This window comes from Vibrio sp. Vb1127 (genome assembly GCF_033338735.1).
Taxonomy (GTDB): domain Bacteria; phylum Pseudomonadota; class Gammaproteobacteria; order Enterobacterales; family Vibrionaceae; genus Vibrio; species Vibrio alginolyticus.
In genome coordinates this window covers 24,525-49,643 of record NZ_JAWOTF010000004.1, presented here as the reverse complement: position 1 = coordinate 49,643, position 25,119 = coordinate 24,525, and the positions used below count along the sequence as shown (strand labels likewise).

Below are 25,119 nucleotides of genomic sequence, written 5' to 3'. Positions count from 1 at the left end.
GGATGATGACTGGCGAATTTAATAACCCCATGCGGTAGGATACCCGTGGAAGTTTAATTTATTGAAGATTAATTAAATGACTGAATCTTTTGCTCAACTCTTTGAAGAGTTTCTAAACGAAACAGAATTCCAACAAGGCAGCATCGTTAAAGGTACTGTAGTAGCTATCGAGAACGGTTTCGTTCTTGTTGACGCTGGTCTTAAGTCTGAATCTGCTATCCCTGCTGAACAGTTCAAGAACGCTGCTGGCGAACTTGAAGTTGAAGTTGGCGCTGAAGTAGACGTAGCTCTAGACGCTGTTGAAGATGGTTTCGGTGAAACTCAACTTTCTCGTGAGAAAGCTAAGCGTCACGAAGCTTGGATCGTACTTGAGAAAGCTTACGAAGAAGCTGAAACTGTTGTTGGTATCATCAACGGTAAAGTTAAAGGCGGTTTCACTGTTGAACTAAACGGTATCCGTGCTTTCCTTCCTGGCTCTCTAGTAGACGTACGTCCAATCCGCGACACTGCTCACCTAGAAAACAAAGAGCTAGAGTTCAAAGTTATCAAACTTGACCAAAAACGTAACAACGTAGTTGTTTCACGTCGTGCAGTTATCGAATCAGAGAACAGCGTTGAGCGTGACGAGCTTCTAGAAACTCTACAAGAAGGTTCTGAAGTTAAAGGTATCGTTAAGAACCTTACTGACTACGGTGCGTTCGTTGACCTAGGTGGCGTTGACGGTCTTCTACATATCACTGATATGGCTTGGAAGCGCGTTAAGCACCCATCTGAAATCGTTAACGTTGGTGACGAGATCCAAGTTAAAGTTCTTAAGTTCGACCGTGAGCGTACTCGCGTATCACTAGGTCTTAAGCAACTAGGCGAAGATCCATGGGTAGCAATCGCTAAGCGTTACCCAGAAGGTCACAAACTAACTGGTCGCGTAACTAACCTAACTGACTACGGCTGCTTCGTTGAAATCGAAGAAGGCGTTGAAGGTCTAGTTCACGTTTCAGAAATGGATTGGACTAACAAGAACATCCACCCTTCTAAAGTTGTTAATGTTGGCGACGAAGTTGAGGTTATGGTTCTTGAAATCGACGAAGAACGTCGTCGTATCTCTCTAGGTCTGAAACAGTGTAAAGCTAACCCATGGCAGTCATTCGCTGAAGCACAAGCTAAAGGCGACAAAGTTACTGGTAAGATCAAGTCTATCACTGACTTCGGTATCTTCATCGGTCTAGAAGGCGGCATCGACGGTCTAGTTCACCTATCTGACATTTCTTGGAATGTTGCTGGCGAAGAAGCTGTACGTGAGTACAAGAAAGGCGACGAGATCTCTGCAGTTGTTCTAGCAGTAGACGCTGAGCGTGAGCGCATCTCTCTAGGCATCAAGCAAATGGAAAATGACCCATTCAATGCTTACGTTGCTGACAACAAGAAAGGTGTTCTAGTTAACGCTACTGTAACTGCTGTTGACGCTAAAGGCGCTACTGTTGAAATCGCAGAAGGCGTTGAAGGTTACATCCGTGCTTCTGAAGTATCACGCGATCGCGTAGAAGATGCTTCTCTAATCCTAAGCGCTGGTGATGTTGTTGAAGCGAAGTTCACAGGTGTAGACCGTAAGAACCGCGTAATCAACCTATCTATCAAAGCTAAAGACGAAGCTGACGAGCAAGAAGCAATGGCATCTATCAACAAGCAAGATGACAATGCATTCGGTAACGCAATGGCTGACGCTTTCAAAGCTGCTAAAGGCGAATAATATACTCGCTTAAGCAAAAAAGGAGCCGCAAGGCTCCTTTTTTATATTTGGTCATATTTAAGTAGTAATACTAATGACAGTAAACTATCTTAATAAAAGGCATTTCTTCATTGCGCATTTTGCATAAAATTTGTCTAGAATTGTCAGCAAGTGTTTGTTGGAATTAGTATTACTTACTATAATAAGTGATAAAGATACTCAAAGAGGGCAACTATGACTAAGTCTGAACTGATTGAAAGACTCTGCGCTGAGCAAACACACTTATCAGCGAAAGAGGTAGAGGATGCTGTAAAAGATATTTTAGAGCACATGGCCTCTACACTAGAGAGCGGTGACCGTATCGAGATCCGTGGCTTTGGTAGTTTTTCTCTTCATTACCGCGAGCCTCGCGTAGGTCGTAACCCTAAAACGGGCGATAAAGTGGAATTGGAAGGTAAATACGTTCCACATTTCAAACCTGGTAAAGAACTTCGTGAGCGTGTAAATATTGGTTAATGCACTCTTATTAGTTTGAAAAAAGCGGCATACGTTTGTGTATGCCGCTTTTTTGTAATGTATCCAAGTTAGTCATACATCCAAGATCGTTTACTAATCTAATTGTGGATTCAGCTGTTTTCTATACCCAAATAACTTTAACTTCTAAGCATGTCTACAAACTAAGCATCTTGAGGTTACTTGGGTATAGATTATTGCTAATATACGTAGTCTGAAGAAGCATTTTCCTGCATAATCTTACCGACTTACTCCTAGAAGGGTGATGTAACATGAAAATTATAAAAATCGTTGCTGTTTTAGCTCTCTTTTTAATTGCATTGGCGTTAGGTTCCCAAAACCAAGAGCTCGTGACTTTTAACTATCTTCTAGCAAAAGGAGAGTTCCACTTATCTACGCTATTAGGTGTAGTATTTGTGGTTGGCTTTGCTTTAGCGTGGGTTATATTTGGTAGCATCCAACTGAAAACTCAGCTACAGGTCCGTCGTTTAAAGAAAAAACTGAAAAAGTACGAACCAACTGAATCAAACAACGCTGCTGATAAGCCAGCCATTGAAAAACAGGCATAAGGATAAGGCTTAACTTTAATGCTTGAACTACTCTTCTTGTTGTTGCCTATAGCTGCTGCGTATGGCTGGTATATGGGGCATCGCAGCGCTCAGCAAGACAAGCAGAAGCAATCTCATCAAATCTCTCGTCAGTATATGACGGGTCTTAATCTGCTGCTCTCTGACCAATCAGATAAGGCTGTCGATCACTTTATTGAATTGCTCCAAGTTGATAACGAGACCATCGATACTCACCTTGCGTTGGGTAACCTGTTCCGGTCTCGTGGTGAAGTCGACCGCGCAATCAGAATTCACCAAAATCTTATTTCTCGTTCAGGCTTAACACTGGACCAAAAGAACCTCGCCCTTCAACAGTTAGCGAAAGACTACATGGTCTCTGGTTTTCTTGATCGTGCAGAGAAAATCTTCGAACAGTTAGTCGAAGAGCCAGATTACAAAGAGGCGGCTCTTCAACAATTAGTGACCATTTATCAGCAAACACGAGAATGGGAAAAGGCGATTTATTACGCGAACCAATTGGCTAAGTTAGGTAATAAACGCTCAAGGATGCGTGCAAATATTGCCCATTTTTGGTGTGAAATAGCCATGCTCGACCAAGCTGATGGGAATACTAATAAGGCAATACAGCATTTTAAAAAAGCGTTAGCGGAAGACCCGAAGTGTGTTCGAGCAAGTATTGCTTTGGGACGAATTTACCTAGAGTCTGAAGACTATAAGCACACCATCAAATATCTGACGGGGGTACTTGAGCAAGATAAAGACTTTATCAGTGATGTCTTGCCAACTATTGCAGAATGCTATCATCATCTGGGTCAGGAAGATGAACTTGTCGAGTTTCTGAGAGCTTGTATTGATAAGAAAGCAGGCGTATCAGCCGAGTTGATGTTGGCTCAATTAGTTGCTCATCACGAGAACGTTGGGGCTGCTCAAGAGTTACTGACGAAACAATTGCTGAAAAACCCAACCATGAAGGGCTTCTACCGTTTAATTGACTACCACATTGCAGAAGCAGAAGATGGTCGAGCGAAAGACAGCCTATCAACACTACAAGCGATGGTGGGTGAACAGTTAAAAGTGAAACCGCATTACCGATGCCGGAAGTGTGGATTTTCTACCCATTCCCTTTATTGGCATTGTCCGTCCTGTAAAGGATGGGGGACGATCAAGCCAATCCGCGGATTGGATGGTGAATAATTCTTAATGCAGCTGGCAGAGTTTCTGTCCGCTGCATTTTTTTAACTTTTTATTTAATAAGAACCAAAACAGTTAGGAGATGAAATGATCGACCAAAAAGTTATTGTCGCACTGGATTATGATAACCAAGCAGATGCACTTGCGTTTGTAGATAGAATTGATCCTGCGTCATGCCGACTAAAAGTTGGCAAGGAGATGTTTACGCTATTTGGTCCTGATTTTGTACGTGAACTCCATAAACGTGGTTTCTCTGTATTCCTAGATTTAAAATTTCACGATATTCCAAACACCTGTTCGAAAGCAGTTCGCGCTGCGGCTGAAATGGGTGTATGGATGGTGAACGTACACGCGAGCGGTGGTGAGCGTATGATGACGGCATCACGTGAAATTCTTGAGCCATATGGTAAAGATCGTCCACTTCTTATCGGTGTAACGGTACTAACTAGTATGGAACAAAGTGATTTAGCTGGTATTGGTTTGAATGTTGCGCCTCAGGAGCAAGTGATTCGTCTAGCAACCTTGACCAAAAACGCAGGTTTAGATGGCGTGGTATGTTCAGCGCAAGAGTCCTCACTACTGAAGAGCGAACTAGGCCAAGAATTTAAATTAGTGACCCCTGGTATTCGACCTGCTGGTTCAGAACAAGGTGACCAACGCCGTATCATGACGCCAGTAGACGCTATCCAATCAGGTTCAGATTATCTTGTGATTGGTCGCCCTATCACTCAAGCGTCAAATCCTGCAGAAGTGCTGAAGTCGATCAATGAGAGCTTATCTAACATGTAAGCACTGTCTCGATTGTATGGAGAAAAGTGAGGCTAAGATGCCTCACTTTTTACATCGAATGAAAATACTAATCGCGGTAAACAACCATTCCTTTTAACCAGCTATGTCTGGTCATTTACTCGCTGTAACTGGTATATCGGGGCCAATTGAGATAAAGGTTCTGCGGTTTATTCTGAGTAAAGTAGGGCTTGGTACTATGCCGATCACACTTTTGTAACATAACTCATTGTGATGCCTCGAAAATGCAACCATGTGTTATTGATGGCTTGCGTTACAAATGTCTAAAGAATACTATGGCGAATATGCATTCACTGCGTTGTAAGGTCTAGGATGACCTAGTGAAACTCTTTGAAATTAATATAGAAGCTGGCAGGACGTCACTTCATATTACGTTCCTATTATTTCCTATCTGCGTATTTTAAATCGCAGCTTTCTGTGAGCTTTCACACGCTGTCTTCCTTGTTACGACCTTAGTGCGCAAACACAACAAGGAAGAAACATGACTAAAAAACTGCCATTTTCAGTACTAGCAACACTGACCGCTGCCAGTTTTCAACTGAGTGCGGCAGAATTGCCAGCTGATATCGAATGGATTTCAAACAACAACGAACCTCTATTTGCCTCTGAAGAGGCGGTACGAGGGGGCACCTATCGCACTTACATTCAGAGCTTTCCGCAAACATTACGAAGTGTTGGTCCAGATGCGAACTCAGGTTTGCGCCAATACTTAATGGATGGTTCACCAAAACTGGCTCAGCGTCATCCAAATACTGGCAAATGGATCCCTCAACTTGCTAAGTCATGGGCATTTGGAGAAGACAACAAAACCGTATTCTTTAAACTCGACGAAACGGCCGAGTGGTCAGATGGTGAAAAAATTACAGCAGATGATTACGTCTTTATGATGAAGTACTACACGTCAAAAGACATTATCGACCCGTGGTATAACGACTTCTTCACAAACAGTATTGTGAGTGTTGAAAAAATTGATGACTACACGATCAAAGTCAATCTTGCTGTAGCTCAAAGTCATGACTCACTTATGGTTATGATTAACATGCCAAGTAATGGTTTTCAGCCTCGTCCTGAACACTTCTTTGAAGGAGAAAAGGACGCAAATAACGATGGCATGCCTGATAACTTCGTCAGAAAGTTTAACTTTAAATCTGAGCCAACCGCAGCGCCTTACTACATTGATCAAGTGAAGAAAGGTAAGAGCGTGACATTCAAACATGTCGGTGAAGATTGGTGGGGATACAACAACCGCTACTATAAAAACCGTTATAACGTTGAAAAGGTTCGCATTAAGGTAATTCGCGATCCTGATATTGCCATGAAGCACTTTGAGAAAGGCAACTTAGACTACTTTGAGATGGTGCTACCAAGCTTTTGGCATGACAAAACCAATAGTGATGTGTACAAAAAAGGCTATATCCAAAAGTACTGGGGCTTTAACGAAGCACCGCAAGGAGCTGGTGGTCTTTGGATGAACACAGCGATGCCGATGTTGGATAACCTAGAAGTGCGTAAAGGTGTTATGGCAGCCACTGACTATGACGGCATGATTGAAAACATCATGCGTGGAGATTATTCACGTAAACCGCATGGACTCGGCTTTGGTCATGGCGAATACGATGATCCTAACAATACACCGCCAAAGTTTGATGCTGATGCGGCGGTTAAACACTTCGAAAAAGCGGGCTTTGACAAAGTGGGCGCAGATGGTATTCGTGTTAACGACAAGGGTCAACGCTTGAGCTTTGCCATCACCTACGGATACAACTCTTGGACACCGCGTATTGCATACCTGAAAGAGCAAGCGAAACTTGCTGGTCTTGAGTTCACGTTAAACTTGGTGGATGGCTCATCTGCGTTTAAATACATTCTTGAGAAAAAGCATCAGCTAGCGTTTTTGAATATGGGCTCTGGTGAGATCCCTGCGTATTGGGAATACCTACACTCGGATAATGCAAATCGACCACAAACGAATGCTCACACCAACTACAGCAGCCCTGAGCTAGACAAGTTAATTGAAGCGTATGACTCTGAATTTGATCAGGAGAAACGTTACGACTTGTCGCATCAAATCCAAAACTATGTCAGCAAAGCGAATATCATCGTTCCTGGCTACATGGTGCCTTATTCTCGAGTTGCTCATTGGCGCTGGGTTAAAATTCCTAAAAATGGCATGACAAAAGCGACAGAATGGGTGCTTCATCCAATGGATATCGGTAATTTCTGGATTGATAACCAAGTAAAAGAAGAGACAGAAGAAGCGATGGACGAGGGTAAAACCTTCCCAGAATTAACGGTAATTGATGATCGTTACAAATTGTAAATCAGTAGTTTAGATAGAAAATGATAGCCTCGGTAATGAATTTTATCGGGGCTTTCTTTTTTACTTAATAAGGTAAGACGCTTCTAAAAGGTAGGTTTTTGCATCACCAAGCAAAGAGAACGCTTTATCGATGGTTTTAAATCGATCATCAAGCGAGTCGCTTGATATCAGCTGGCTGAATGTTTGCAACGAGAAAGCTTCGTTTGCTTTGAAGAACTGATGTACGTTTTCAAGCTGCACTTTATGAATATGCTCCACCTTATTTAGGGCGGTGGTTAAATCGGAAATGTTAATCGACATTGCTATTCGGGAACCTTATCAACAAGACCTATATGAGGTCATAGAGTGGGGTTTTATATTTTGTGACAGAGAGTAGCACCGAAGAGCAATTTATAGTCTGATGAAGATCAATTTGCCTTATTTAAGCATCTGTAACGTGGCACTAGACGTGTACCTAGAGTTGGTACAAGTTACAACGCTTGAATATAGGCTAGGGTTCAACCTAATCAAAAGTAAAAGCCAAGTCCGACTAAAAGCCCTTGAGAAGCCGTATCATATTCAAATACCTCTTCATTTTTGTAATCGACCCAGGTCGACTTGTAAGCTAAGTTGAGATCAGACCATTCGTTAAAGCTATAACGAACACCAGTTTGAATGGCATAAGTGAAGTGAGTATCGTTGCCAAGTCCGGCGTCGATGCTGGCATGAAATCGCCAGTTTTCGCTCAATTCATCAATGAGTCGCAAGCCAACTAAAAAATCGACCCAATCTTCTTGTAATGACAGTCTATCTTCTAGTACCCGGTTGTCATTACGATACAGCTTGCCGGTGATGTCATTGTCCCACCAACGTAATCCAAACATATAATCCAGTTTACCAAATGAATATTGTTCGCGTTGGAATGCCTTTGCTTCTAGAACACCTTGCCGTATTTCGATGTCCGCACGATAACGAGCGTTAGGCAGAGCGCCCTTGATATTATTAACATCACCACTTAAGTTCATGAAACTATAATCTATGTAGTAGCCCCACTTACTTTGGTAAATACTCTCGAATCGCAACATCGCCCCAATATCGAGGTGGTCTACGATGAACTTAGGATCGACATCCACCTCTGATGAAAAGCGACCAATACTGGTATCCCCGTGGATATTCAGTCCTAGCATGTACACTTCTATGCTATTTCGCCAACGAGATTCTTGTGTCTCGGCTGAGAGCGCTACTGATGTAGGTAATACAAGAATGAGTGAGGAGAGTGATAGCAGGTTACATGGTTTCATCCAATTTCCTTTTCGGCTTTTCGTCAGCTTTCAGCTTAGTAGAAGTCGCTACACTCTGCATAAAAAAGGGAAGCAACTTGCTTCCCTGTAATTAACATTGACTTAGAGTTGTTTGGCAATGTCTGAGGTTAGGCTTTCTAAGCCTATGGATAAAGCGTTGACGAGCGCTTCATAGCCCTCATCTTGAAGCGGCTGAGAGATTTGTATTGGCGCGCTGTTTTCTACCTTACCTTCGGCATTAATGAGTAACCATTCCCCCTCAATTTCGATATTACCTTTGTAGCTGCCATTAAATTTATTTAACGTAAGCTGGAGTTTGGCTTCACCGCTTTGATCCAACAGATTATTCATTTCAGCCGGCCAGTAATGACTTTGCTTGTGACGCAGCTCCGCGACGACTCTCTGAGTGATTTGCTCAGAAATACTGTGCGCCCATTGATTGTGTTTCGCCTGAATAACTTGGGTCTCAGAGGTTCGATAAACAATGCCACTATCATTCAAATAACTCGCCAATGTCACTGGACGAACAACTAAAGTTGGGCGCTGAGCGATATCAGAAGAGCTCAGCGTCACTGGTTCCACCTTAGGTAGAAGGTACATAGCTCCTTTAGTTTGCGGAGCGCTACTGCAACCCGTTAGACCGACAAATAGCGCGATAGACAGAAAGAATACTCGTTTCATTAGTTTTGGCCTTTAACTGGTATTGGGTCACTGATTTCATCTTCTCCAAACACAAGAGAGTTTGGCTTTTCGTTTAGCTGTTTAAGTACGGGTTTAAACTCTGTCATCACGCTTTCTAATTCTTTTAGCGTGGCTTCCATTTCGCTGTACATGGTTGAGTTGGGCCCATAACCATCGAGTGTTTTTTGTAATTGCTGTAAGCTTTGGCGAATATCTGTTGGGATCTCTTGCGTCTCTTTTTGATTCAAAAGTTTATCAATACTGTCCGCCACGCGTTCTGCTGAAGCTAACGTTTTTTCAGACGTTTTTAACGTTGAATTGAGAGAATCTAGCGTTTCTTCCATCGGTAAGTTATTAATCTTATTTAGGAAGTCGTTCACTTGGCGCTGAACCTGCGCAAAACCACCACGCATGGTTGGGAAAACATCTAAATCAGCAAACTTACTCGGTACGTAAGGCTCGTCATTTGGATAGAAGTCGGCGTCAACATATAGTGCGCCTGTTAATAAGTTACCTGTTTTTAAAGTACCACGTAGGCCTTTAGCAAACTCACTCTTCAATTTATCTTTTAACATTGGTAAAGATTGGGATTGGAAATCGCCATAAACACGGCCGAGCTCGATACGTACCAATACAGGAATTTTTTTCGCAGAAAAGTTCTCTTCTGGGGTTGGAAGTCGCATTGGTACACGCATCACAGTACCAATTCTCAAGCCTCGATATTCGACAGGTGCCTTACGTTTAAGTCCTCGTACCGATTCATCAAAAAGCATAACGAATTCAATATAATCATCGTACATGCCTTCTCGAAGTTGTTTAATATCATCGTACAAGCGGAAGTTGACCATATTTTCAGTGAGCTGTTCACCGGATTCAAGACCTGGAACGGTATCGAAGGTAACACCACCCGTTAGCATGCTCTCTAATGAGCCAAACTTGACTTCGAACCCTTCAGCATTGAGCTGTAAATCTACGCCAGAATTCAGCCAGAACTTGGTACGAGTGCGCACTAAGCTGTCATAAGGCTTGAAAATAAAGAGTTGGTATAACGCTTTGCGAGTGTCAACATCAAAGCTGGTTTTCTCTACACGACCAACCGTAAAGCCTTTATAAATGACGGGGTCACCAACGCCTAGTTTACCGGCCTCGCGGTGTGTTAACACAAGGCGTAACCCCTCTGCATCAGGAGAGGCCACTGGGGGAACATCTAAGACCGTAAAGCGCTCTTTCTCTATCTTAGATTTACCCGGTTGAAGTTGGATATAAGCGCCAGAGAGCAAGGTCTCTAAACCTGAAACGCCATCACGGCCAATACGAGGCTTCACCACCCAAAACATGGTGTCATCTCGCAGCATGCGTTCTGCATCCTTGTTCATTTGTGCCTTAGCGATGATGTGATCGTAATTTTCACTGAGAGTGACTTCAGTAATCAGTCCGACTTTTACATTCAATGCTCGGATTTCGGTTTTGCCAACCTCAATCCCATCTGCGGTTGGCAGTTGGAGAGTAATTTGTGGGCCTGTACTGTTGATATATTGGAACAGCATCCACGCTCCCATGGCTAGCGCAAGGATCGGGACAATCCATATCGCAGAAATCTGCTTTTGCGGTTTTATTTGAGCGGTTACGTTGTTCTCATCACTCATATTTGGCTTTCTCGTTTAAGTTGTCAGAAATCGGCTCCTGCACTTCGTTTTGTGGCAATTGCCACAACAAACGTGAGTCAAATATCATTGCAGAAAGCATAGTAAAAATGACCACTGCCGCGAAAGAGAGCGCAGCAGGACCTGGATAAATCGCCATTAAGTTTTGCAGCTGAACCAGTGCAACTAAGATCGCGACGACGAAGATATCGATCATGGACCAACGGCCAATAAACTCAGTTATGCGGTAGATCTTTAAGCGTGAAATACTCTCTTCGTGCGGAAGATATCGCGCTTTTTGCGCATTGTAATACAGCCACGCGAGTGCCAGCATTTTCGCCATTGGAATAAATACGCTAGCAAAGAAAATTACCATCGCAATAGGGTAAGAACCTAAATGCCAAAGCAATATTACCCCCTCCATGATAGTCGAACCTTCTGCATGTCCAAGACTTACGGTGTACATCATAGGGTAGAGGTTTGCAGGGATATAGAAAATGACTGAAGCAAACAAAAGCGCCCAAGCTTTTTGTAAGTTGTCTGCGGGGTTGTATTTGTGAATAGGGCTTTTACAACGAATGCAGTGTTGGTGTTTTTTAGCTTCAATAGGGTTGAGCTGGTGACACGTATGACAACCAATATGGTTGTGGTTATGGTGCGTATCACCCTCTTTTACATTAGATAGCTCGATAGCTGGAATAAAGTGCCCCCAGAGCCAGCTTTTGTCGACCATTGATATGCATTTGACTACCAGAACGGTATATACACAAAACGCCCAGAATGAAGTGCCCATTCCTATGTCTGCGAGGGAAGCGATTTTAATTAAGCTGACCAACACGCCAATCAAAAAGACATCCACCATTAACCAGGGTTCGACTCGAAACAGAAGACGGCATAAAACTTTTGCCATTCGTTGCTGCTTTCTAGAGGGGGTATGTTTACGTGCTTTTAATGCTTCAAGGTGAAGAAAGAGAATGAGACCAACATAGATTGCAGGCAAAACGATAACTGTTGCGAGTAGCAGCACACCCAAAAGCACATTTTGAAACTCAGCCAGCATTTTGGCAGCGTGCAACAAGGTGATTTCTTGCGACAACCCTTGCACGCTGAACGACATAAAAGGGAAAGAAATGCTTAGCACTAACATGATCAAACATGCCGATGATATGGCGATCACGCTTTGGTAAGGCTTGGCATTCACTTTAGTCAGCGAATGCGAACATCGAGGACATTGTGCTTTTTGCCCCTGTTCGATATCGGGAATGCGAACAACAAGGCCGCACTCTTCGCATGAAATTAACTGACGGGAATTAGGTTGAATACTCATCGGGTAGGTTTTAGATTCATTTGCTTTAAGAATACTCTTTTTTCACTAGGCACGCTTGTTTTGATTCAGGAGTTTACGAGTTTCTTACTTTTGGCATTAGAGGATATGGGAGATCTAAGACATAAACGAAGTCGCGTTTGGTACAAGATTTTACGGCGAAGATGAGTATGTTGGAAGTCGAAAATAATGTGATATTGCTTGTCTGTGGAGGGGGGTAATTACTTGTTTTTAAGGGTAAGTAACCCTGCCCAGATAATCAGAGCAGGGAAAAAGAGCATTTTATTTAAGGTACTTAGTTGTACTTTACTTGACCGTTCCGCTCTTAAAGGCATTGGAGCCGACTTGCGTACCGTTGAGCGTTTTGCCGTAATAGCCTTGGTGCTGGTGATATTTCTCCGCGTTTGCGGTGACATTGCCTTTGAATCGAGGATCTTGTGGACGCTCATGGCTGTTGACGTATGCTGCGACATCCCAAGCTTCTTGCTCTGTCAGCTGTACACTTTTACCAAGCGGCATGTTTTCGTAAATAAAATAGGCCGCTGTGTTAATCCGGTGCATACCTGCGCCCCAGTTATACGCATATTCGCCCCAAAGTGGTGGAATGTATGAATGGTCGTTGGTGTCTTTGATGCCTGAACCGTCGGCGCGATGGCAAGTTTCACAGTTCTTTTCGTAGACCAATGCGCCTCGCTCTATTGATGGTTCTTTCTCAGGGGCGGCGATTTTTGGGTAGCCACGCCCAGAGAGATTACCTCGCTTTTCAACTGGTAATGCTTGTGCGATGGCTTCAGGCAACGGAAAGTCTTTTGCTTTTCCACCAATTTGCAACGCTTTTGCGTCTAGCTCTGGGATGGGTTCATCCGTCATACCATGTTTGTCAAGCAAGCCGCCCATCGCTAACCAGTAGGCGTAAGCACTAAGGGCAACAATTTCTGTCGAATCGTAAGCGGGCGCTTTACCGTTCATGGAATACTCGAAACAACCTTGGATACGGTCAGCATAGCTGTTTACGCGATCGTTTTTCTTACGATATGCCGGGTATGCCATGTAAGCTGCCCACAGTGGCGCAGCGTTTGCTTTTCGTCCTGCCTCCATATGGCAGTTCACACAGTTTTGTTCGTTGCCAACGTATTTTCCGCGCATTTGTTGTGAGTTAACAAAGAGCGAGTAACCGCGTTTTACTTGCTCACCAAATGCGGTGTTTGGGATTGTGCTGAGATCACGCGGTTTTAAGTATTCACCGTGATTTTCTTTTTCTATCGCAGGTAGCTCTTTCTGGCGGTCCGGTAATGGATCGTTAGCTAGTACGAGCGTAGAAATGAAAGGCAGTGCGAACAAAGAATAGAAACGTTTCATGACTGCTCCTAGTAACGTAATGAGGCAAAGTAGTAAGCAAGATTTTCGATCTCTTTGTCAGTGAGATTTTTTGCGATGGTCCCCATCATATTGAGCGGGTCGCCACTGCGAGTGCCGTTTTTCCATGCCATCAATTGCGTTTTTAAGTAATCAGCATGTTGGCTTGCGAGGCGAGGGAACTTGTCGACGCCCATACCGCTGGCTCCATGACAAGTTGCGCAAGCTGGAATATTTCTATCCCAATCGCCTTGGAAAATTAATTTACGATACGGGTTACGAATATCAGCTTGGTCGCCGCGTTGTTCTGGATTCGTGAACTCGTAGCTCGGGAGGTTAGCAAAGTACTCCATAACTTCCTTACGGTCTGCGGGATCGTTGAGTTCCTTCGCCATGCCTTGCATGACCACATTTTGGCGTTCGCCACTAAGGAATAGTTCGATTTGAGTGTTGAGATAGTTCGCGTTTAAACCAGCGATCATCGGCGCGATATTTGGCTGTCCCATGCCATCTTGGCCGTGACAACCGCTACATACGCTGGCTTTTTCCGGAATAGAAGAGGCGCTTGCGCCCATAGTGGTTGCTAACAAACAGGCCACCACCACTGGAAGAATTTTTGACATGCTGACTCACTTTAATTTTTATTAATATGTCTAAGTGCTACTTGGTAGTCACTTGGACGATATTGTCGGCCTTGTCAATAATGAAAGGTATTGTGGATTTCCACATATTTAATAAGTGTAAATGGCCGTATTTGTTTTTATTGGTTGTTCTATAAGCGATAAAAACAAAGTGGTGAAGAGCTGCACAAATCGGCAGCTCTAAGTGGTAGAGACGTCTTAACGTGCGGCGTTACGCTTTGCGGATTTTGGCCGGCAGGGACTGACGTGCCGCCGCGCCCACTACCCAATCCAACAACACGCCTTTGCCTTCTCGAGTAGGGTCAATTAAGCCAATGTCGTTAATGTTGACGCCATCTTGGCTGCGCGTTTTTACGGGTTGTTGTTTATCGCCGATCCAGTGCGAGCGTTGTCCTAGCTCGGTATGACCAAACCCATGTTCAAATCCGAGTGTACTAGGGCGAATCCCGCTGACTATCATCGCGAGTGCTTTGGTGCTTGCAGATGGTGTCTCGATAACAAACTCATCACCTGTTTTAATGCCTGCGCGCTCGGCATCGATTGGATGGATGTACACTGGGTTTACGCCTTTAATCGAGTTCAACCTTGGCGATAGATTGGATACCGCACTGTGAATGTTGGATTTAAAGTTCGTCAGGCTGAAAGGCCACTCTGAGCTTGGGAACTGGTCTTCCATTGGTGTGCCATCGGCCAGTTTTTGTGGATGCCATGTTGGGCAACCGGTGTAGAAATCACCGGTCATGGTGTTTCTTGCGCTGCCGACACGTTCATTCCATATCGCAACAGGTCGTGTCCATTTGTGCTTCATTTGCTCACCTTGATACGCTTCGGTTGCATTTTCAAAGCGTCCACCGCGAGCAAAAATAAACGCCACACGTTTCATCTCATCCGCTGTCAGCGTCTTCTGCATGGCTGGCATTAAACGCTCTAGGCCGGACCACGCAATGTCTTCTGCCGAAACTTCAGGCACCCCGCCTTTCACATACGCCAAGTTTGCCGCGGAACGTAAGTAGAAATCTTCAGCGCTGTGGAGGGCGTGCCAATTCCCTTGCGCATCTTGAATCGCGTTGTCACCAAAGCCGCCTAGTTGCATTTTCTTGGCGACATCAATCAAAAAGTTTTCTAAGCAAATTGAACGACCATCGGCGGTTTTCTCTGTTCGCGCTCCCACAATCGGCCAGCGAGCGGTGACGGTTTTCACCGGAACGTCGTGCCAAGGCGTTGCCATACCCCAGCTTTCGTAGGTGACCGTGTCCGGCACAATATAGTCCGACAATGCGGTGGTTTCGTTAATGAACGCATCAACAGACACAATCAAACCGAGTTGTTTTGGATCTTTAAGCTTGTCTTCCAGCAGCGCTTTCAAACCGGGTACACCATACATTGGGTTCGCCATGTGATTGATCCACGCTTTAACGCGGTATGGATAACCATCAATAGCCGCAGATAGGTGCTCTGTCAGCAGTGGCGCTGCAAACGGATACCAAGGTGCGCGAGTTGGGTAAGGGGATTTTCCTGCCTCAACGCGACGCTTGTATTCGCTGGTTTTGTGGTAGGGGAATTTACTGCGCGATAGAAAGACGCCTTTCGGGCCGACCTTACCCGCAAATTTGGTGAAGTCGTAACGAGGACCCGCAGCGGAAGTTGGGTAGCCACCCGCTTTGGCCATCGCGCCGCCTTTCATGTTGATATTACCAATCAATGCATTGAGCATCATGATGGTAAACGAGTTATAGAACCCATTGGTGTGCATGTTGCCACCGTGGGTATCGACCACCGCTTTTGTGCCGTAGCTGGTGAAGCGTTTCGCTAGTTCTGCGATTTGCTCAACAGGGATCTCACATTGTTTGCTGTAGAACGCAAGGCTGTATTTGAACGCCTCTTCTTTGAGCCTTTGTAGAGACGATTTTACTCGTACTTCGCCTGATGCAAGCGAAACCGTTTTATCGACAAACAGTGCCGCTTCTTCTGTCTGGGTATGCACACCAAATTCGCCGCTTTGATCATCCACGATGACGTACGGGTCGGAGTCAGACAACGCTTCGCCCTCGAATGGCAGATTCAAGTCCGACGCGCGTAAAAACGTGCCGTTTCTCGGGTGCTGATTATCGCTTATCACAAGATGCGTAGCATTACACCAGTGCGCGGTGCCGGCTCGTTTCATCGCGTTTGCCCCCGGCTGCGCCAAGAAGGTTTTGTTGTAGCGTTGGTTTTCGATGATCCACTGGATCATGCCAAGCACGAGGGCAGAGTCGGTGCCCGGTTTGATTGGTATCCAGCGGTTGTTGTCACCGGCGGCCAAGCTCGATGAACCCGCCGGCAAACTTGGCGTGATGATGGTGTATTCCAAGCTGCCTTCTGTTCGCGCATTGGCGAGTTGGCGCGCCTGACGCTTAAAAGGGTTACCCGCTTGAGCTGGCGACATACCGATGAAGATGATGTATTCCGCATTATCAAAATCTGGCTTTAAGTGTGCGTTCTTATCTAAGTCGTTCATAAATGCGCCGCTGCCAGCACGAAATGCATAGCCGCAGTAAGAGCCATGATGCCCAAAGTTACGTGTACCATAGCTGTTGAACGCGAAGCGTTTGAATATGTCGTCTCGGCCTTCGTTACCGGCGTTGGTCATTAACAATTGGTTGGCTTTCGGTCCATATTCTGGGTTTTCAGGATCTACGGGCGTTGTTAAATCGCGGATGTCGCGTAAGCCATCAATATGGCCTTCACCAAATAAATCACCACCCTCTACGACTTCTTCTATCAATTGCTCGTAGCTGATCGGAATCCATTTTCCTTCGCCGCGTTTTCCAACTCGTTTCAGTGGCTGAGTAATGCGGTACGGGCTGTTGCGAATTTCTAGCATCCCATTGCCACGTGCGCATGCTGTTGAACGACCGTCAAGGCCCGCTTCTCCTGCCAAACTTAAATAAGCATCTTTGACTGGCGTTTCGAACGGAATGTTTTGCTGATGAGAGAGTGGGTGATATGGGTTGCCAGTAATACGCAAAATATCGTCGCTGCGGTTATCAATGCGTACACGCAATCCGCACAGTGACCAACAACCAAAGCACATCGATGGCGCAACGCGCTGATTTGGATTAGGGATTAGGTTGCCTTTGCTGTTGACCGTGTACTCTGGTTCAAGCGAGTTACCGTGGTGAATATCACGCGTTTTTTCTCCCGCAGTGCCTTCGAGCGCACCCTCGACTATGTGTTTGGTGGTGGTAGCGTAACCCGCAGCGAATGCGCCAAGCCCACCCACTGCAATGCCTGATTTCAAAAACTGACGGCGTTTGTTATCCATGATGAAATCCTCTTTGATTAGCGTTCAGTTAAGGTGAGTGATGAGGCTTTTACTTCGATCTTTTGTTTTGACTGAACCAGCTCCGAACCGAGCAGTGCCAGTGCAAGCCATAATCCGAGCATGCCGATAATGCCTATCCAGCCATTTCCATCCATAGTGAGTTGGTATGGATACAGCCCTGCATCGAACTTGGCGATGGTTTGCACTTCCATGATGGTAAACCAGCGAATCAGCCATGCACTTGCCAGTGCGGCAGCAGACACGAAACTGAGCCCTATGACGTGACGAAATCTGGCTGATGCGGACTTTTTGGTATCGCGCAAGAAGATGAAAGCGAGCAAAACACAACCTAAAACGACAAAAGTGAGCAGGGCAATGTTGTGCATCCATTGTTCACTAGAATAGAGCGAAAATGCGGAATTGTTGGATGCCCAAATCGGTAGCAGTATCAGCGTTAATACACCGCTGGTAACCACTGATTTTTTAAGTAAATTAGTATCGCCAGATGTCAGCGTCTTTGACTGACTAGGCAGCAAGAGCCAAATCAACAGAGAAAATCCGACCGCGCTCATAAATGCAGTGACAAACCAAAGAACCGGCGACGCGGGTTGGTGCCATAAAGAGCGCGATTTAACGACTGCAATTTCAGCGCCTGTGTAGACTGCAATGGTGATGCCTGATAGCACCGTGATAACAGATACCATAAGCATGACTCTACGAGAGAGCGCCCAGTCACCCAGTGACAGCTTTGAAATTAGAGGCAGTACTTTCCCTGGCTGATTACGTAAGTTGATCAGATCCTCGCGGAGATACAGCCATGCAGTCACTACCGCTAAACCTGAGAAAACAGGCAAGAAAAGCGACCCTAAAGACATCCATGACCACGGAGTGATGTGTGCGTAAAAATGCCATGCGCGTCCCGGTTGGTGAAGGTCGCCAGTTAACGCTAATGGCCCCACGATGGCGCCGATGGCCAGCGTCAGAACAAGCGCAGCGCGCAGTCTGTGACTGGTGTGTTTTTCAAATAATAGGGCGATTAGGAATAAAACAGCAGCCGCATAAGCCGAACCGATGTAGAAGAAATATTGCACCGCCCACGGGAGCCAAGCCATCGCTTGAGGTTGGACTAACACTTCGGTGATGTTCATGCGCGCTCTCCCTGTGGGTCGTAAATAGCAGGTTGTCCGTCGATGTGGCTGGTGAAGCGTTCATCCATGCCGATGTAAAACACGTGAGGCTTGGTGCCTTCATTGGGTTTTAGCACTTTGATATCGTCTTGGTGCTTCGCAATTAAGCGGCGGACTTCGCTTGATGGATCATTCAAATCACCAATTACACGTGCACCGCCAACACAGGTTTCCACGCAGGCAGGCAATAGACCTTGTTCTAGACGGTGAGCACAGAAGGTACATTTATCTGCGGTGAGGGTGTCTTCATTGATAAAGCGAGCATCGTAAGGGCAAGCTTGTACGCAGTACGCGCAGGCGACGCAGCGGCTGTTATCCACCATGACAATGCCATCTTTGCGCTGAAAGGTTGCTTGAACCGGACACACTGCCACGCAAGGTGGGTTGTCGCAGTGGTTACACAGGCGCGGTAGCATAAAGGCTTTTGCTTCTCGCGTGGCTGTAGAGCCATCATCTAACGTAACTTCGTATTGCTTTACGGTGGTTCGGAACTGACCGATTGGCGCTTGGTTCTCGATGCTGCAACCCACAGTGCAAGCCTGGCATCCGACACATTTACGCAAATCTATCACCATGGCATAACGCTTCCCGACTTGTCCTTTTCGGTCAGCGGACTGGTTATTTCGAATAATGTTTCCCGCAGTTGCCGTGCCAATGCCAGCGACTGGAATTAACGCGGCTCCGGCTGTGACCGCGCTGAGAAAGCGACGTTTGGTGGAATCCATAACTCACCTGCTTTTTTTGTTGTATTTGAATTGACTGATTCCATTGTGAGAAATGCACTGCGAGGCTTATATTGTGGATTTCCACATACCCAGATCAAACTTGATCTAAAACAAATGTGGTTTACCAAGGGTAGCTGTTATTCTTGCTCCATTACTTTCGAAGGAACGATTCTACTCATCATGAACAAAACGCCACGGTTGCTTCAGTTTTGGGTTCTTTGCTTAGTTGCCTTTGCATCTTTGGCTCAGGGCGCAGTTTCTGAACAAGCAGATCTGCAAGGAATGCAAGAGCAAAAAGCAGAGCAGCCACAGGTCAAGAAAAAAGTCGAAGTGGGCGTGTTAGCGATACGTGGTCATCTTTATGCCGAGCAGAGATGGCAACCGACCATTGATTGGCTCAATCAGCAAATTTCCGATGTGCATTTTGTCCTTCATCCCCTTAACTTGGATGAAATGGGCGAAGCGGTGAAGTTTCAGACCATGGATTTCATCTTAACCAACCCAGGTCAGGCAGTGCGGTTGGGCAGGCAATACGCGCTGTCGTGGATGGCAACGCTAACCAGCAGAGCACCACAAAACTCGAATTACGGCATTGGTTCGGCGCTTGTGGTTCGAGCCAATTCAAGTTATCAAACGGTGCAAGATGTCTCTGGACGTCCCGTTGCGGCGGTATCAGAAAAAGCGTTTGGTGGTTATCTAACGATGCGCTATCAAATAGTCAAAATGGGGCTTAATCCAAACGATTTCTTTTCTGATGTCCGCTATCTTGGTTTTCCTATTGATGCCAACCTGTATCAATTACGTGATGGCAATGTGGAAGCGGCCGTTGTCCCTGCTTGTTTATTGGAACAGATGCTAAGTGAAGGGCTTTTACAACCGAGTAATTATCGAGTTTTAAATCAACAGCCGAACGAGCGCTCGTTATGCGCTGTTTCCACACCGCTTTATCCTAACTGGTCATTTGCCAAAACAGAGCGCGGCTCAGCTCAGATCGCCAAACAGATTGCGCAAGTATTGTTAGCGATGCCACCTGAACACCCTGCGGTTATTGCGGCAGGCGCGTCAGGTTGGACGTCCCCCGTCAGCTTGCTGAGCATCGACAAACTTTATCAGGCGTTGGATCTCCATCCGTTGCAACAACCTTGGTGGAGTGAGGCTCTACGCTGGCTGCGTAGTCATCAAGAATGGGCATGGGCGCTGTTCATGTTTGTGATTGTGTTGAACGCGTACCACTTTTGGCTTGAGTATCGATTTAGCAAGAGTAAGCAAGCTTTGGAGCAGACATCGTTGCGATTAAAAGAGAAAAGTGAACAGTTAGAACATTCACAAAGGGTCGCGATTGTCGGAGAAATCGGCACTAGTCTTGCCCATGAACTCAATCAGCCACTGGCAGCCATTCGCAACTATAGTGAAGGCGGTTTACTTCGCTTGGCCAAAAAGCGCCCTCATGAAGATATTGTCCCTGTGCTTGAGAAAATACAGGGCCAAGTTGAAAGAGCCGATGCAATTATTCAGCGATTAAGAACGTTGATTCGCAAGCGCAGTGTCGACAAAACGTCGTGCGATCTTCAAGTACTCATTGATGACACGATTGAGTTACTCCATTTTCGGATGCAGAAGCAAAACATTTCTATTGTGGCCAGTACAGAAGGGAACATTCGTCCGTTACTTGTCGATGCAGTTGGCGTACAACAGGTTTTAGTTAATGTGATCAGCAACGCGATTGATGCGTGTACTTTGTTCCAAGAGAAATATCACTCATCAGGTTATCAAGGTAAAATTGCCCTGCATTGCGATTACCAAATCAGTCAACTCTCTATTCGAGTGTTAGACAATGGTACAGGGTTGCAGCAAGAGAATCCGACTCAAGCGTTTGTGAGTAGCAAAGAAGAAGGGCTTGGGCTGGGGTTGGCCATTTGTCGCGATGTGATGGAAATGCATGGTGGCGAGTTTGTCATCAGCTCGATAGCACCACATGGTTGTTTGGTTGAGCTTGTGTTTCCATATCAAAACTAATCTGAACTAGACATAGGAGCATTCAATGAGCAGCGGTGAAAAGCAGCTACCTGTTTTTGTAGTCGATGATGATGAATCGGTGCGTGACTCGCTCGCTTTTATGCTGGAAGAGCATGACTTCAACGTGACGACTTTTGCTGATGGGCAATCTTTTCTCGATAAAGTGAACATTCATCAGGCCGGATGCGTGATCCTTGATAGTCGAATGCCCAACCTTCGTGGTCAGCAAGTGCACCAAATTTTAAATCAAGCCAACAGCCCGTTGGCCGTTATTTATCTGACAGGGCATGGTGATGTCCCGATGGCGGTCGATGCATTACAAGCTGGGGCGGTCAATTTCTTCCAAAAACCAGTCAAAGGCGATGAACTGGCACGAGCCATTTTGCAGGGACAGGCGCAGTCTGCCACAAACCTCGATATGGCAGCAGCAAAATCGGCTTATGAATCGCTCACACCTAGAGAAAAAGACATTTTACGTTTGATCATTGAAGGAAAGCGCAACATTCGTATTGCTGACGAACTTTGCATAGCAATGCGAACGGTTGAAGTACACCGAGCTAATCTATTGAAGAAGTTCTCGGCAAAAACCGTTGCAGAGTTGGCATATATTTATGGCAAGCTAGATTAAAGCTTACCGAGTGAAGCCTCTTAAGGCTATTTAGAGGATACAACTTGAGCTTTATGACGACTCGCGTATTATCTTCTTCGTTCTTACTTTATCTGAATTCTTATGAGTTTGTTGACTAAACGACATCACACGCCACATAAGCGGGCAAAATGGCTACTGGCGATTATTGGCTGGGTGGTCGTTGTGTGTCTGATGCAAAATTCAGGCTTTGCATCGTCATGCTCTATGAAATATGAGACGGAATCGCCCGCGGTTTCACTTGCTGATGAGCGTTCGAGCGTCAAGTCGATTGATACTAAAGAAACTAGCAAGTGCGAATTGTCTGAAAAGTTAATTCAGTTTTCTCAACATCAACTCGATGTATTTATTGTTGTTCTGTTTGTCGGTCTTTTTGCTTCGGCAATTTGGTTGTGCAGTGCCTATATTGGTGCGCAACATTGGACGGAACCGATAGGCCGTAAGTATCGAGTCCATCTGACTTTCTGTGTGTTCCGAGAATAAAAGCGTGCTTTCTGACCACTAGCGTCAGTTATTTAGCACCTTTGTCTTTTAACTAGGAATCACTATGAATCAAATTACTAAACTGACTCAGTTTGCGTCCATGTTTTTTATGACGCTTGCTTTGAGTTTGCTCTCTCTGAGTATTTCAGCTCAAACTACTGATACAGGTTGGCTGACCAACCCACAACATCCTCCAGTGCAAACGCGCTTTGTGCTCACTGGTCAACAAGATCCGCAAGCCAAAACAATCACTGGTTATCTGGACGTCAAGTTGGCTGGGGACTGGAAAACTTACTGGCGTTCACCTGGTGAGGGCGGCGTAGCACCCTCTATTGATTGGCAAAATTCACAAAATTTATCCAAAGTGGATTGGCAATGGCCGCACCCACAAAAATTCGAACTATTAGGTATCGAGACTCTTGGGTACAAAGGCGACACTTTGTTCCCCATGACGCTGCACGTCGAAGACATGTCCAAACCTGTCACGATTGATGCGGTACTGACACTTTCTTCTTGTACGACGATTTGTGTGCTGACGGACTATCAAATTCAATTGACGTTCTTGCCTTCTGATCTAAAAGTCGATGAAGGCGTGATGTTCAGTTACGCTCAAGCAGTGAGTAACGTGCCGCAGCCATCGCCGTTTATTGATGTTACTCAGGCGAGTTGGGATGCGAACCAATCGAAACTACAAATCAAGCTACAGAACAGTCAGGGTTGGCAACAACCACAAGTGCTGGTGGATGGTGTCGATGAAGCAACGCGAGACTATAGCTTCAAGCTTGAAGGAATGCATCAAGAAGGAAACATCGTCACCGCGAGCTATATCGTTGATACTTGGCTGGGCGATGTGGAGTTAGATGGTCAGTCGCTGTTTGTGACCATCAAAGACACCAATTTACTAGCAGAAGAAACCACTCAAGCAACTGCTGAGGCAATAGTTGAACCGTTGCCGAGCACGTCTCTAACGAGTGTTTTTCTATTCGCGTTGCTCGGCGGTTTAATTCTTAACATTATGCCTTGCGTTCTTCCGGTTTTGGGGATGAAGCTAAGTAGTATTGTTGCCGCTCAAGGTATCGAGCGTCGTCAAATTCGCGCTCAGTTTGTTGCCTCGTCACTTGGTATATTAACGTCGTTCTGGATTCTCGCTGGTTTTATTTTGGTGCTTAAGCTAACAGGTAATGCCATTGGCTGGGGCGTGCAATTTCAAAGCCCTTGGTTCTTAGGTTTGATGGTGTTGGTCACCACTTTGTTTGGGGCCAATATGCTGGGGCTGTTTGAAGTCCGTCTATCATCGGGTACCAATACATGGCTAGCCTCGAAAGGTGATAACTCCCTAGTTGGTCACTATGTTCAAGGTATGTTTGCCACATTGCTTGCGACGCCTTGCTCCGCGCCTTTTCTAGGAACGGCCGTGGCGTTTGCCTTGGGTGCCGACGTATTAACGTTATTTGCAACCTTTACAGCATTAGCATTGGGTATGGCACTGCCTTGGCTCTTAGTCGCTGTGTTTCCAAATATCGCGCTGAAACTACCAAAGCCTGGCTCGTGGATGAATGTCGTTAAAATAGCGTTTGGCATAATGATGCTGGCAACCAGCGTTTGGCTACTTTCATTAATGGCAAATCATGTACCTATGTTATGGATTGCACTCATCGCTGTGGTTGCTTTTGTTGTAATGATGGCAAGAGTTAAGAAAGTGTATGGTGAGAAAGCGCTTGCTGTATCCGGAACTGCGTCATTAGTGTTGATAGTTGGTGGCCTGTTACTTGGTAGTGTCACTGCCGACCAATGGGCGACACCGCTTCCTGAGGACTTAGCGTGGCAGAAGCTTTCTAACTCGGCGATTGAAGATCACGTCAATAATGGGCGAGTGGTGTTTGTGGATGTCACTGCGGATTGGTGTGTCACGTGTAAAGCGAACAAGATCGGTGTGATCTGGCAAGATCCTGTCTACTCATTGCTGCAAAGCCCTAATGTAGCGACGTTAAAAGGGGATTGGACACATCCGGACGGCTCGGTAACTGACTTTTTACGAGCTCATGGGCGTTACGGTGTGCCGTTTAACATCGTCTATGGCCCGGCAGCGCCGCAAGGTATCCCGTTACCTGTGATTCTGACTGATGATGTTGTTTTAAGTGCGGTGAAGCAAGCGAGTGGGGGAGCTATTCAATGAGTTCGACAAAGCGGCGTAGAACATTCCGATATTGGCTCGTTCAAATCGTACAGATGGTGCTCATTGTCACCGTCATTTCCATCGCGATGGATTGGTATCGCACTAAAGATATTCCTAAACAGGAGTCACCACCATTGAGCTCAGTCTTGAGCGATGGCGAACACTTCGATGCAATCGCGCAAAGTTATGAAAAACCTGTCGTTGTTTATTTTTGGGCGACTTGGTGTCCCGCTTGTAAATTTGTAAGCCCAAGCGTGAGTTGGCTGAGTGATGACTACACCGTAGTTGGCGTTTCTGGATCGTCGGGACCGAATGAGCGTGTGGCGCAGTTTATGAGGGCAAAAGAATATCGTTTCGAAAACATAAACGATCCTTCAAGCGATATTATGCGCGAATGGAAAATTAGCGTGACCCCAACCATTTATGTTTTAAGAAATGGTGAAATTTCCTCCGTCACAACTGGCGTTACTACTCCGATAGGAATATTAACGAGAATTTGGTTAGCTCGATAACGCAATAAAAATCCGATAT

General features: G+C 45.6%; 21 protein-coding genes. 11 read left to right on the top strand and 10 right to left on the bottom strand.

Annotated elements, in window-relative coordinates; genetic code table 11:
- The first annotated feature begins 76 nt into the window (after positions 1-76).
- From rpsA to R7H07_RS08090, 6 genes are all read left to right on the top strand, one after another.
- On the top strand, positions 77-1,747 hold the full coding sequence (gene rpsA / locus R7H07_RS08115; protein WP_005385817.1) for a 30S ribosomal protein S1: 1,671 nt from the start codon (positions 77-79) through the stop codon (positions 1,745-1,747).
- Positions 1,748-1,960: 213 nt separating this feature from the next.
- Positions 1,961-2,242 (top strand): integration host factor subunit beta, encoded by a 282-nt coding sequence (ihfB, locus tag R7H07_RS08110; protein WP_005385816.1) that lies wholly within the window; start codon positions 1,961-1,963, stop codon positions 2,240-2,242.
- A 269-nt stretch (positions 2,243-2,511) separates the two neighbouring features.
- Complete coding sequence (locus R7H07_RS08105) at positions 2,512-2,808, top strand: LapA family protein (RefSeq protein ID WP_005376663.1); 297 nt, start codon at positions 2,512-2,514, stop codon at positions 2,806-2,808.
- Positions 2,809-2,826: 18 nt separating this feature from the next.
- On the top strand, positions 2,827-4,002 hold the full coding sequence (gene lapB, locus R7H07_RS08100; protein ID WP_005376665.1) for a lipopolysaccharide assembly protein LapB: 1,176 nt from the start codon (positions 2,827-2,829) through the stop codon (positions 4,000-4,002).
- A gap of 84 nt (positions 4,003-4,086) precedes the next feature.
- A complete protein-coding gene (gene pyrF, locus R7H07_RS08095) occupies positions 4,087-4,788 on the top strand; it encodes an orotidine-5'-phosphate decarboxylase (RefSeq protein WP_005376667.1) in 702 nt (233 codons plus the stop codon).
- A 499-nt stretch (positions 4,789-5,287) separates the two neighbouring features.
- Entirely contained in the window at positions 5,288-7,126 is a 1,839-nt protein-coding gene (locus R7H07_RS08090) for an extracellular solute-binding protein (protein WP_017633867.1), read from the top strand.
- Positions 7,127-7,186: 60 nt separating this feature from the next.
- Here the strand turns inward: R7H07_RS08090 and R7H07_RS08085 are convergent, their stop codons facing one another.
- The 10 genes from R7H07_RS08085 to dsrO all read right to left on the bottom strand — a co-directional run bounded on the left by R7H07_RS08085 (position 7,187) and on the right by dsrO (position 19,267).
- Positions 7,187-7,426: a hypothetical protein gene (locus R7H07_RS08085; RefSeq protein ID WP_005376679.1), complete on the bottom strand. Its 240-nt coding sequence runs from the start codon at positions 7,424-7,426 to the stop codon at positions 7,187-7,189.
- A gap of 206 nt (positions 7,427-7,632) precedes the next feature.
- Entirely contained in the window at positions 7,633-8,406 is a 774-nt protein-coding gene (locus R7H07_RS08080) for a hypothetical protein (protein ID WP_031778929.1), read from the bottom strand.
- A gap of 102 nt (positions 8,407-8,508) precedes the next feature.
- Entirely contained in the window at positions 8,509-9,087 is a 579-nt protein-coding gene (locus tag R7H07_RS08075) for a membrane integrity-associated transporter subunit PqiC (RefSeq protein ID WP_158156711.1), read from the bottom strand.
- Positions 9,087-10,733 (bottom strand): intermembrane transport protein PqiB, encoded by a 1,647-nt coding sequence (gene pqiB, locus R7H07_RS08070; RefSeq protein WP_005376682.1) that lies wholly within the window; start codon positions 10,731-10,733, stop codon positions 9,087-9,089. The genes R7H07_RS08075 and pqiB overlap by 1 nt, the downstream gene beginning before the upstream one ends.
- Entirely contained in the window at positions 10,726-12,057 is a 1,332-nt protein-coding gene (locus R7H07_RS08065) for a paraquat-inducible protein A (RefSeq protein WP_017821655.1), read from the bottom strand. The genes pqiB and R7H07_RS08065 overlap by 8 nt, the downstream gene beginning before the upstream one ends.
- 303 nt (positions 12,058-12,360) lie before the next feature.
- Positions 12,361-13,413, bottom strand: coding sequence for a c-type cytochrome (locus tag R7H07_RS08060; RefSeq protein WP_017633872.1), 1,053 nt, complete (start codon positions 13,411-13,413; stop codon positions 12,361-12,363).
- Between the two features lie 8 nt (positions 13,414-13,421).
- On the bottom strand, positions 13,422-13,985 hold the full coding sequence (locus R7H07_RS08055) for a c-type cytochrome (RefSeq protein ID WP_373920870.1): 564 nt from the start codon (positions 13,983-13,985) through the stop codon (positions 13,422-13,424).
- 277 nt (positions 13,986-14,262) lie between these two features.
- Positions 14,263-17,355 (bottom strand): tetrathionate reductase subunit A, encoded by a 3,093-nt coding sequence (locus tag R7H07_RS08050; RefSeq protein WP_206959659.1) that lies wholly within the window; start codon positions 17,353-17,355, stop codon positions 14,263-14,265.
- 17 nt (positions 17,356-17,372) lie between these two features.
- A complete protein-coding gene (nrfD, locus tag R7H07_RS08045; RefSeq protein ID WP_206959668.1) occupies positions 17,373-18,503 on the bottom strand; it encodes an NrfD/PsrC family molybdoenzyme membrane anchor subunit in 1,131 nt (376 codons plus the stop codon).
- A complete protein-coding gene (gene dsrO, locus R7H07_RS08040) occupies positions 18,500-19,267 on the bottom strand; it encodes a sulfate reduction electron transfer complex DsrMKJOP subunit DsrO (RefSeq protein WP_017821650.1) in 768 nt (255 codons plus the stop codon). The genes nrfD and dsrO overlap by 4 nt, the downstream gene beginning before the upstream one ends.
- A gap of 180 nt (positions 19,268-19,447) precedes the next feature.
- Between dsrO and R7H07_RS08035 the strand changes: the two genes are divergently transcribed.
- From R7H07_RS08035 to R7H07_RS08015, 5 genes are all read left to right on the top strand, one after another.
- Complete coding sequence (locus R7H07_RS08035; protein WP_170897268.1) at positions 19,448-21,283, top strand: sensor histidine kinase; 1,836 nt, start codon at positions 19,448-19,450, stop codon at positions 21,281-21,283.
- A 25-nt stretch (positions 21,284-21,308) separates the two neighbouring features.
- Entirely contained in the window at positions 21,309-21,911 is a 603-nt protein-coding gene (locus tag R7H07_RS08030; protein ID WP_025767241.1) for a response regulator transcription factor, read from the top strand.
- A 102-nt stretch (positions 21,912-22,013) separates the two neighbouring features.
- Entirely contained in the window at positions 22,014-22,412 is a 399-nt protein-coding gene (locus tag R7H07_RS08025) for a hypothetical protein (RefSeq protein WP_005376702.1), read from the top strand.
- A gap of 64 nt (positions 22,413-22,476) precedes the next feature.
- Positions 22,477-24,588: a protein-disulfide reductase DsbD family protein gene (locus R7H07_RS08020; RefSeq protein ID WP_206959669.1), complete on the top strand. Its 2,112-nt coding sequence runs from the start codon at positions 22,477-22,479 to the stop codon at positions 24,586-24,588.
- Positions 24,585-25,100 carry a protein disulfide oxidoreductase gene (locus R7H07_RS08015; protein WP_206959671.1) on the top strand — a complete coding sequence of 172 codons (516 nt, stop codon included), beginning with the start codon at positions 24,585-24,587 and terminating at the stop codon, positions 25,098-25,100. Before R7H07_RS08020 ends, R7H07_RS08015 begins: the two co-directional genes overlap by 4 nt.
- Positions 25,101-25,119: the final 19 nt, after the last annotated feature.

Bases quoted from the DNA above. Each gene is read 5' to 3' on its own strand.
- rpsA (WP_005385817.1), top strand. From the start codon at position 77: ATGACTGAATCTTTTGCTCAACTCTTTGAAGAGTTTCTAAACGAAACA.
- ihfB (WP_005385816.1), top strand. From the start codon at position 1,961: ATGACTAAGTCTGAACTGATTGAAAGACTCTGCGCTGAGCAAACACAC.
- R7H07_RS08105 (WP_005376663.1), top strand. From the start codon at position 2,512: ATGAAAATTATAAAAATCGTTGCTGTTTTAGCTCTCTTTTTAATTGCA.
- lapB (WP_005376665.1), top strand. From the start codon at position 2,827: ATGCTTGAACTACTCTTCTTGTTGTTGCCTATAGCTGCTGCGTATGGC.
- pyrF (WP_005376667.1), top strand. From the start codon at position 4,087: ATGATCGACCAAAAAGTTATTGTCGCACTGGATTATGATAACCAAGCA.
- R7H07_RS08090 (WP_017633867.1), top strand. From the start codon at position 5,288: ATGACTAAAAAACTGCCATTTTCAGTACTAGCAACACTGACCGCTGCC.
- R7H07_RS08085 (WP_005376679.1), bottom strand. From the start codon at position 7,426: ATGTCGATTAACATTTCCGATTTAACCACCGCCCTAAATAAGGTGGAG.
- R7H07_RS08080 (WP_031778929.1), bottom strand. From the start codon at position 8,406: ATGAAACCATGTAACCTGCTATCACTCTCCTCACTCATTCTTGTATTA.
- R7H07_RS08075 (WP_158156711.1), bottom strand. From the start codon at position 9,087: ATGAAACGAGTATTCTTTCTGTCTATCGCGCTATTTGTCGGTCTAACG.
- pqiB (WP_005376682.1), bottom strand. From the start codon at position 10,733: ATGAGTGATGAGAACAACGTAACCGCTCAAATAAAACCGCAAAAGCAG.
- R7H07_RS08065 (WP_017821655.1), bottom strand. From the start codon at position 12,057: ATGAGTATTCAACCTAATTCCCGTCAGTTAATTTCATGCGAAGAGTGC.
- R7H07_RS08060 (WP_017633872.1), bottom strand. From the start codon at position 13,413: ATGAAACGTTTCTATTCTTTGTTCGCACTGCCTTTCATTTCTACGCTC.
- R7H07_RS08055 (WP_373920870.1), bottom strand. From the start codon at position 13,985: ATGGGCGCAAGCGCCTCTTCTATTCCGGAAAAAGCCAGCGTATGTAGC.
- R7H07_RS08050 (WP_206959659.1), bottom strand. From the start codon at position 17,355: ATGGATAACAAACGCCGTCAGTTTTTGAAATCAGGCATTGCAGTGGGT.
- nrfD (WP_206959668.1), bottom strand. From the start codon at position 18,503: ATGAACATCACCGAAGTGTTAGTCCAACCTCAAGCGATGGCTTGGCTC.
- dsrO (WP_017821650.1), bottom strand. From the start codon at position 19,267: ATGGATTCCACCAAACGTCGCTTTCTCAGCGCGGTCACAGCCGGAGCC.
- R7H07_RS08035 (WP_170897268.1), top strand. From the start codon at position 19,448: ATGAACAAAACGCCACGGTTGCTTCAGTTTTGGGTTCTTTGCTTAGTT.
- R7H07_RS08030 (WP_025767241.1), top strand. From the start codon at position 21,309: ATGAGCAGCGGTGAAAAGCAGCTACCTGTTTTTGTAGTCGATGATGAT.
- R7H07_RS08025 (WP_005376702.1), top strand. From the start codon at position 22,014: ATGAGTTTGTTGACTAAACGACATCACACGCCACATAAGCGGGCAAAA.
- R7H07_RS08020 (WP_206959669.1), top strand. From the start codon at position 22,477: ATGAATCAAATTACTAAACTGACTCAGTTTGCGTCCATGTTTTTTATG.
- R7H07_RS08015 (WP_206959671.1), top strand. From the start codon at position 24,585: ATGAGTTCGACAAAGCGGCGTAGAACATTCCGATATTGGCTCGTTCAA.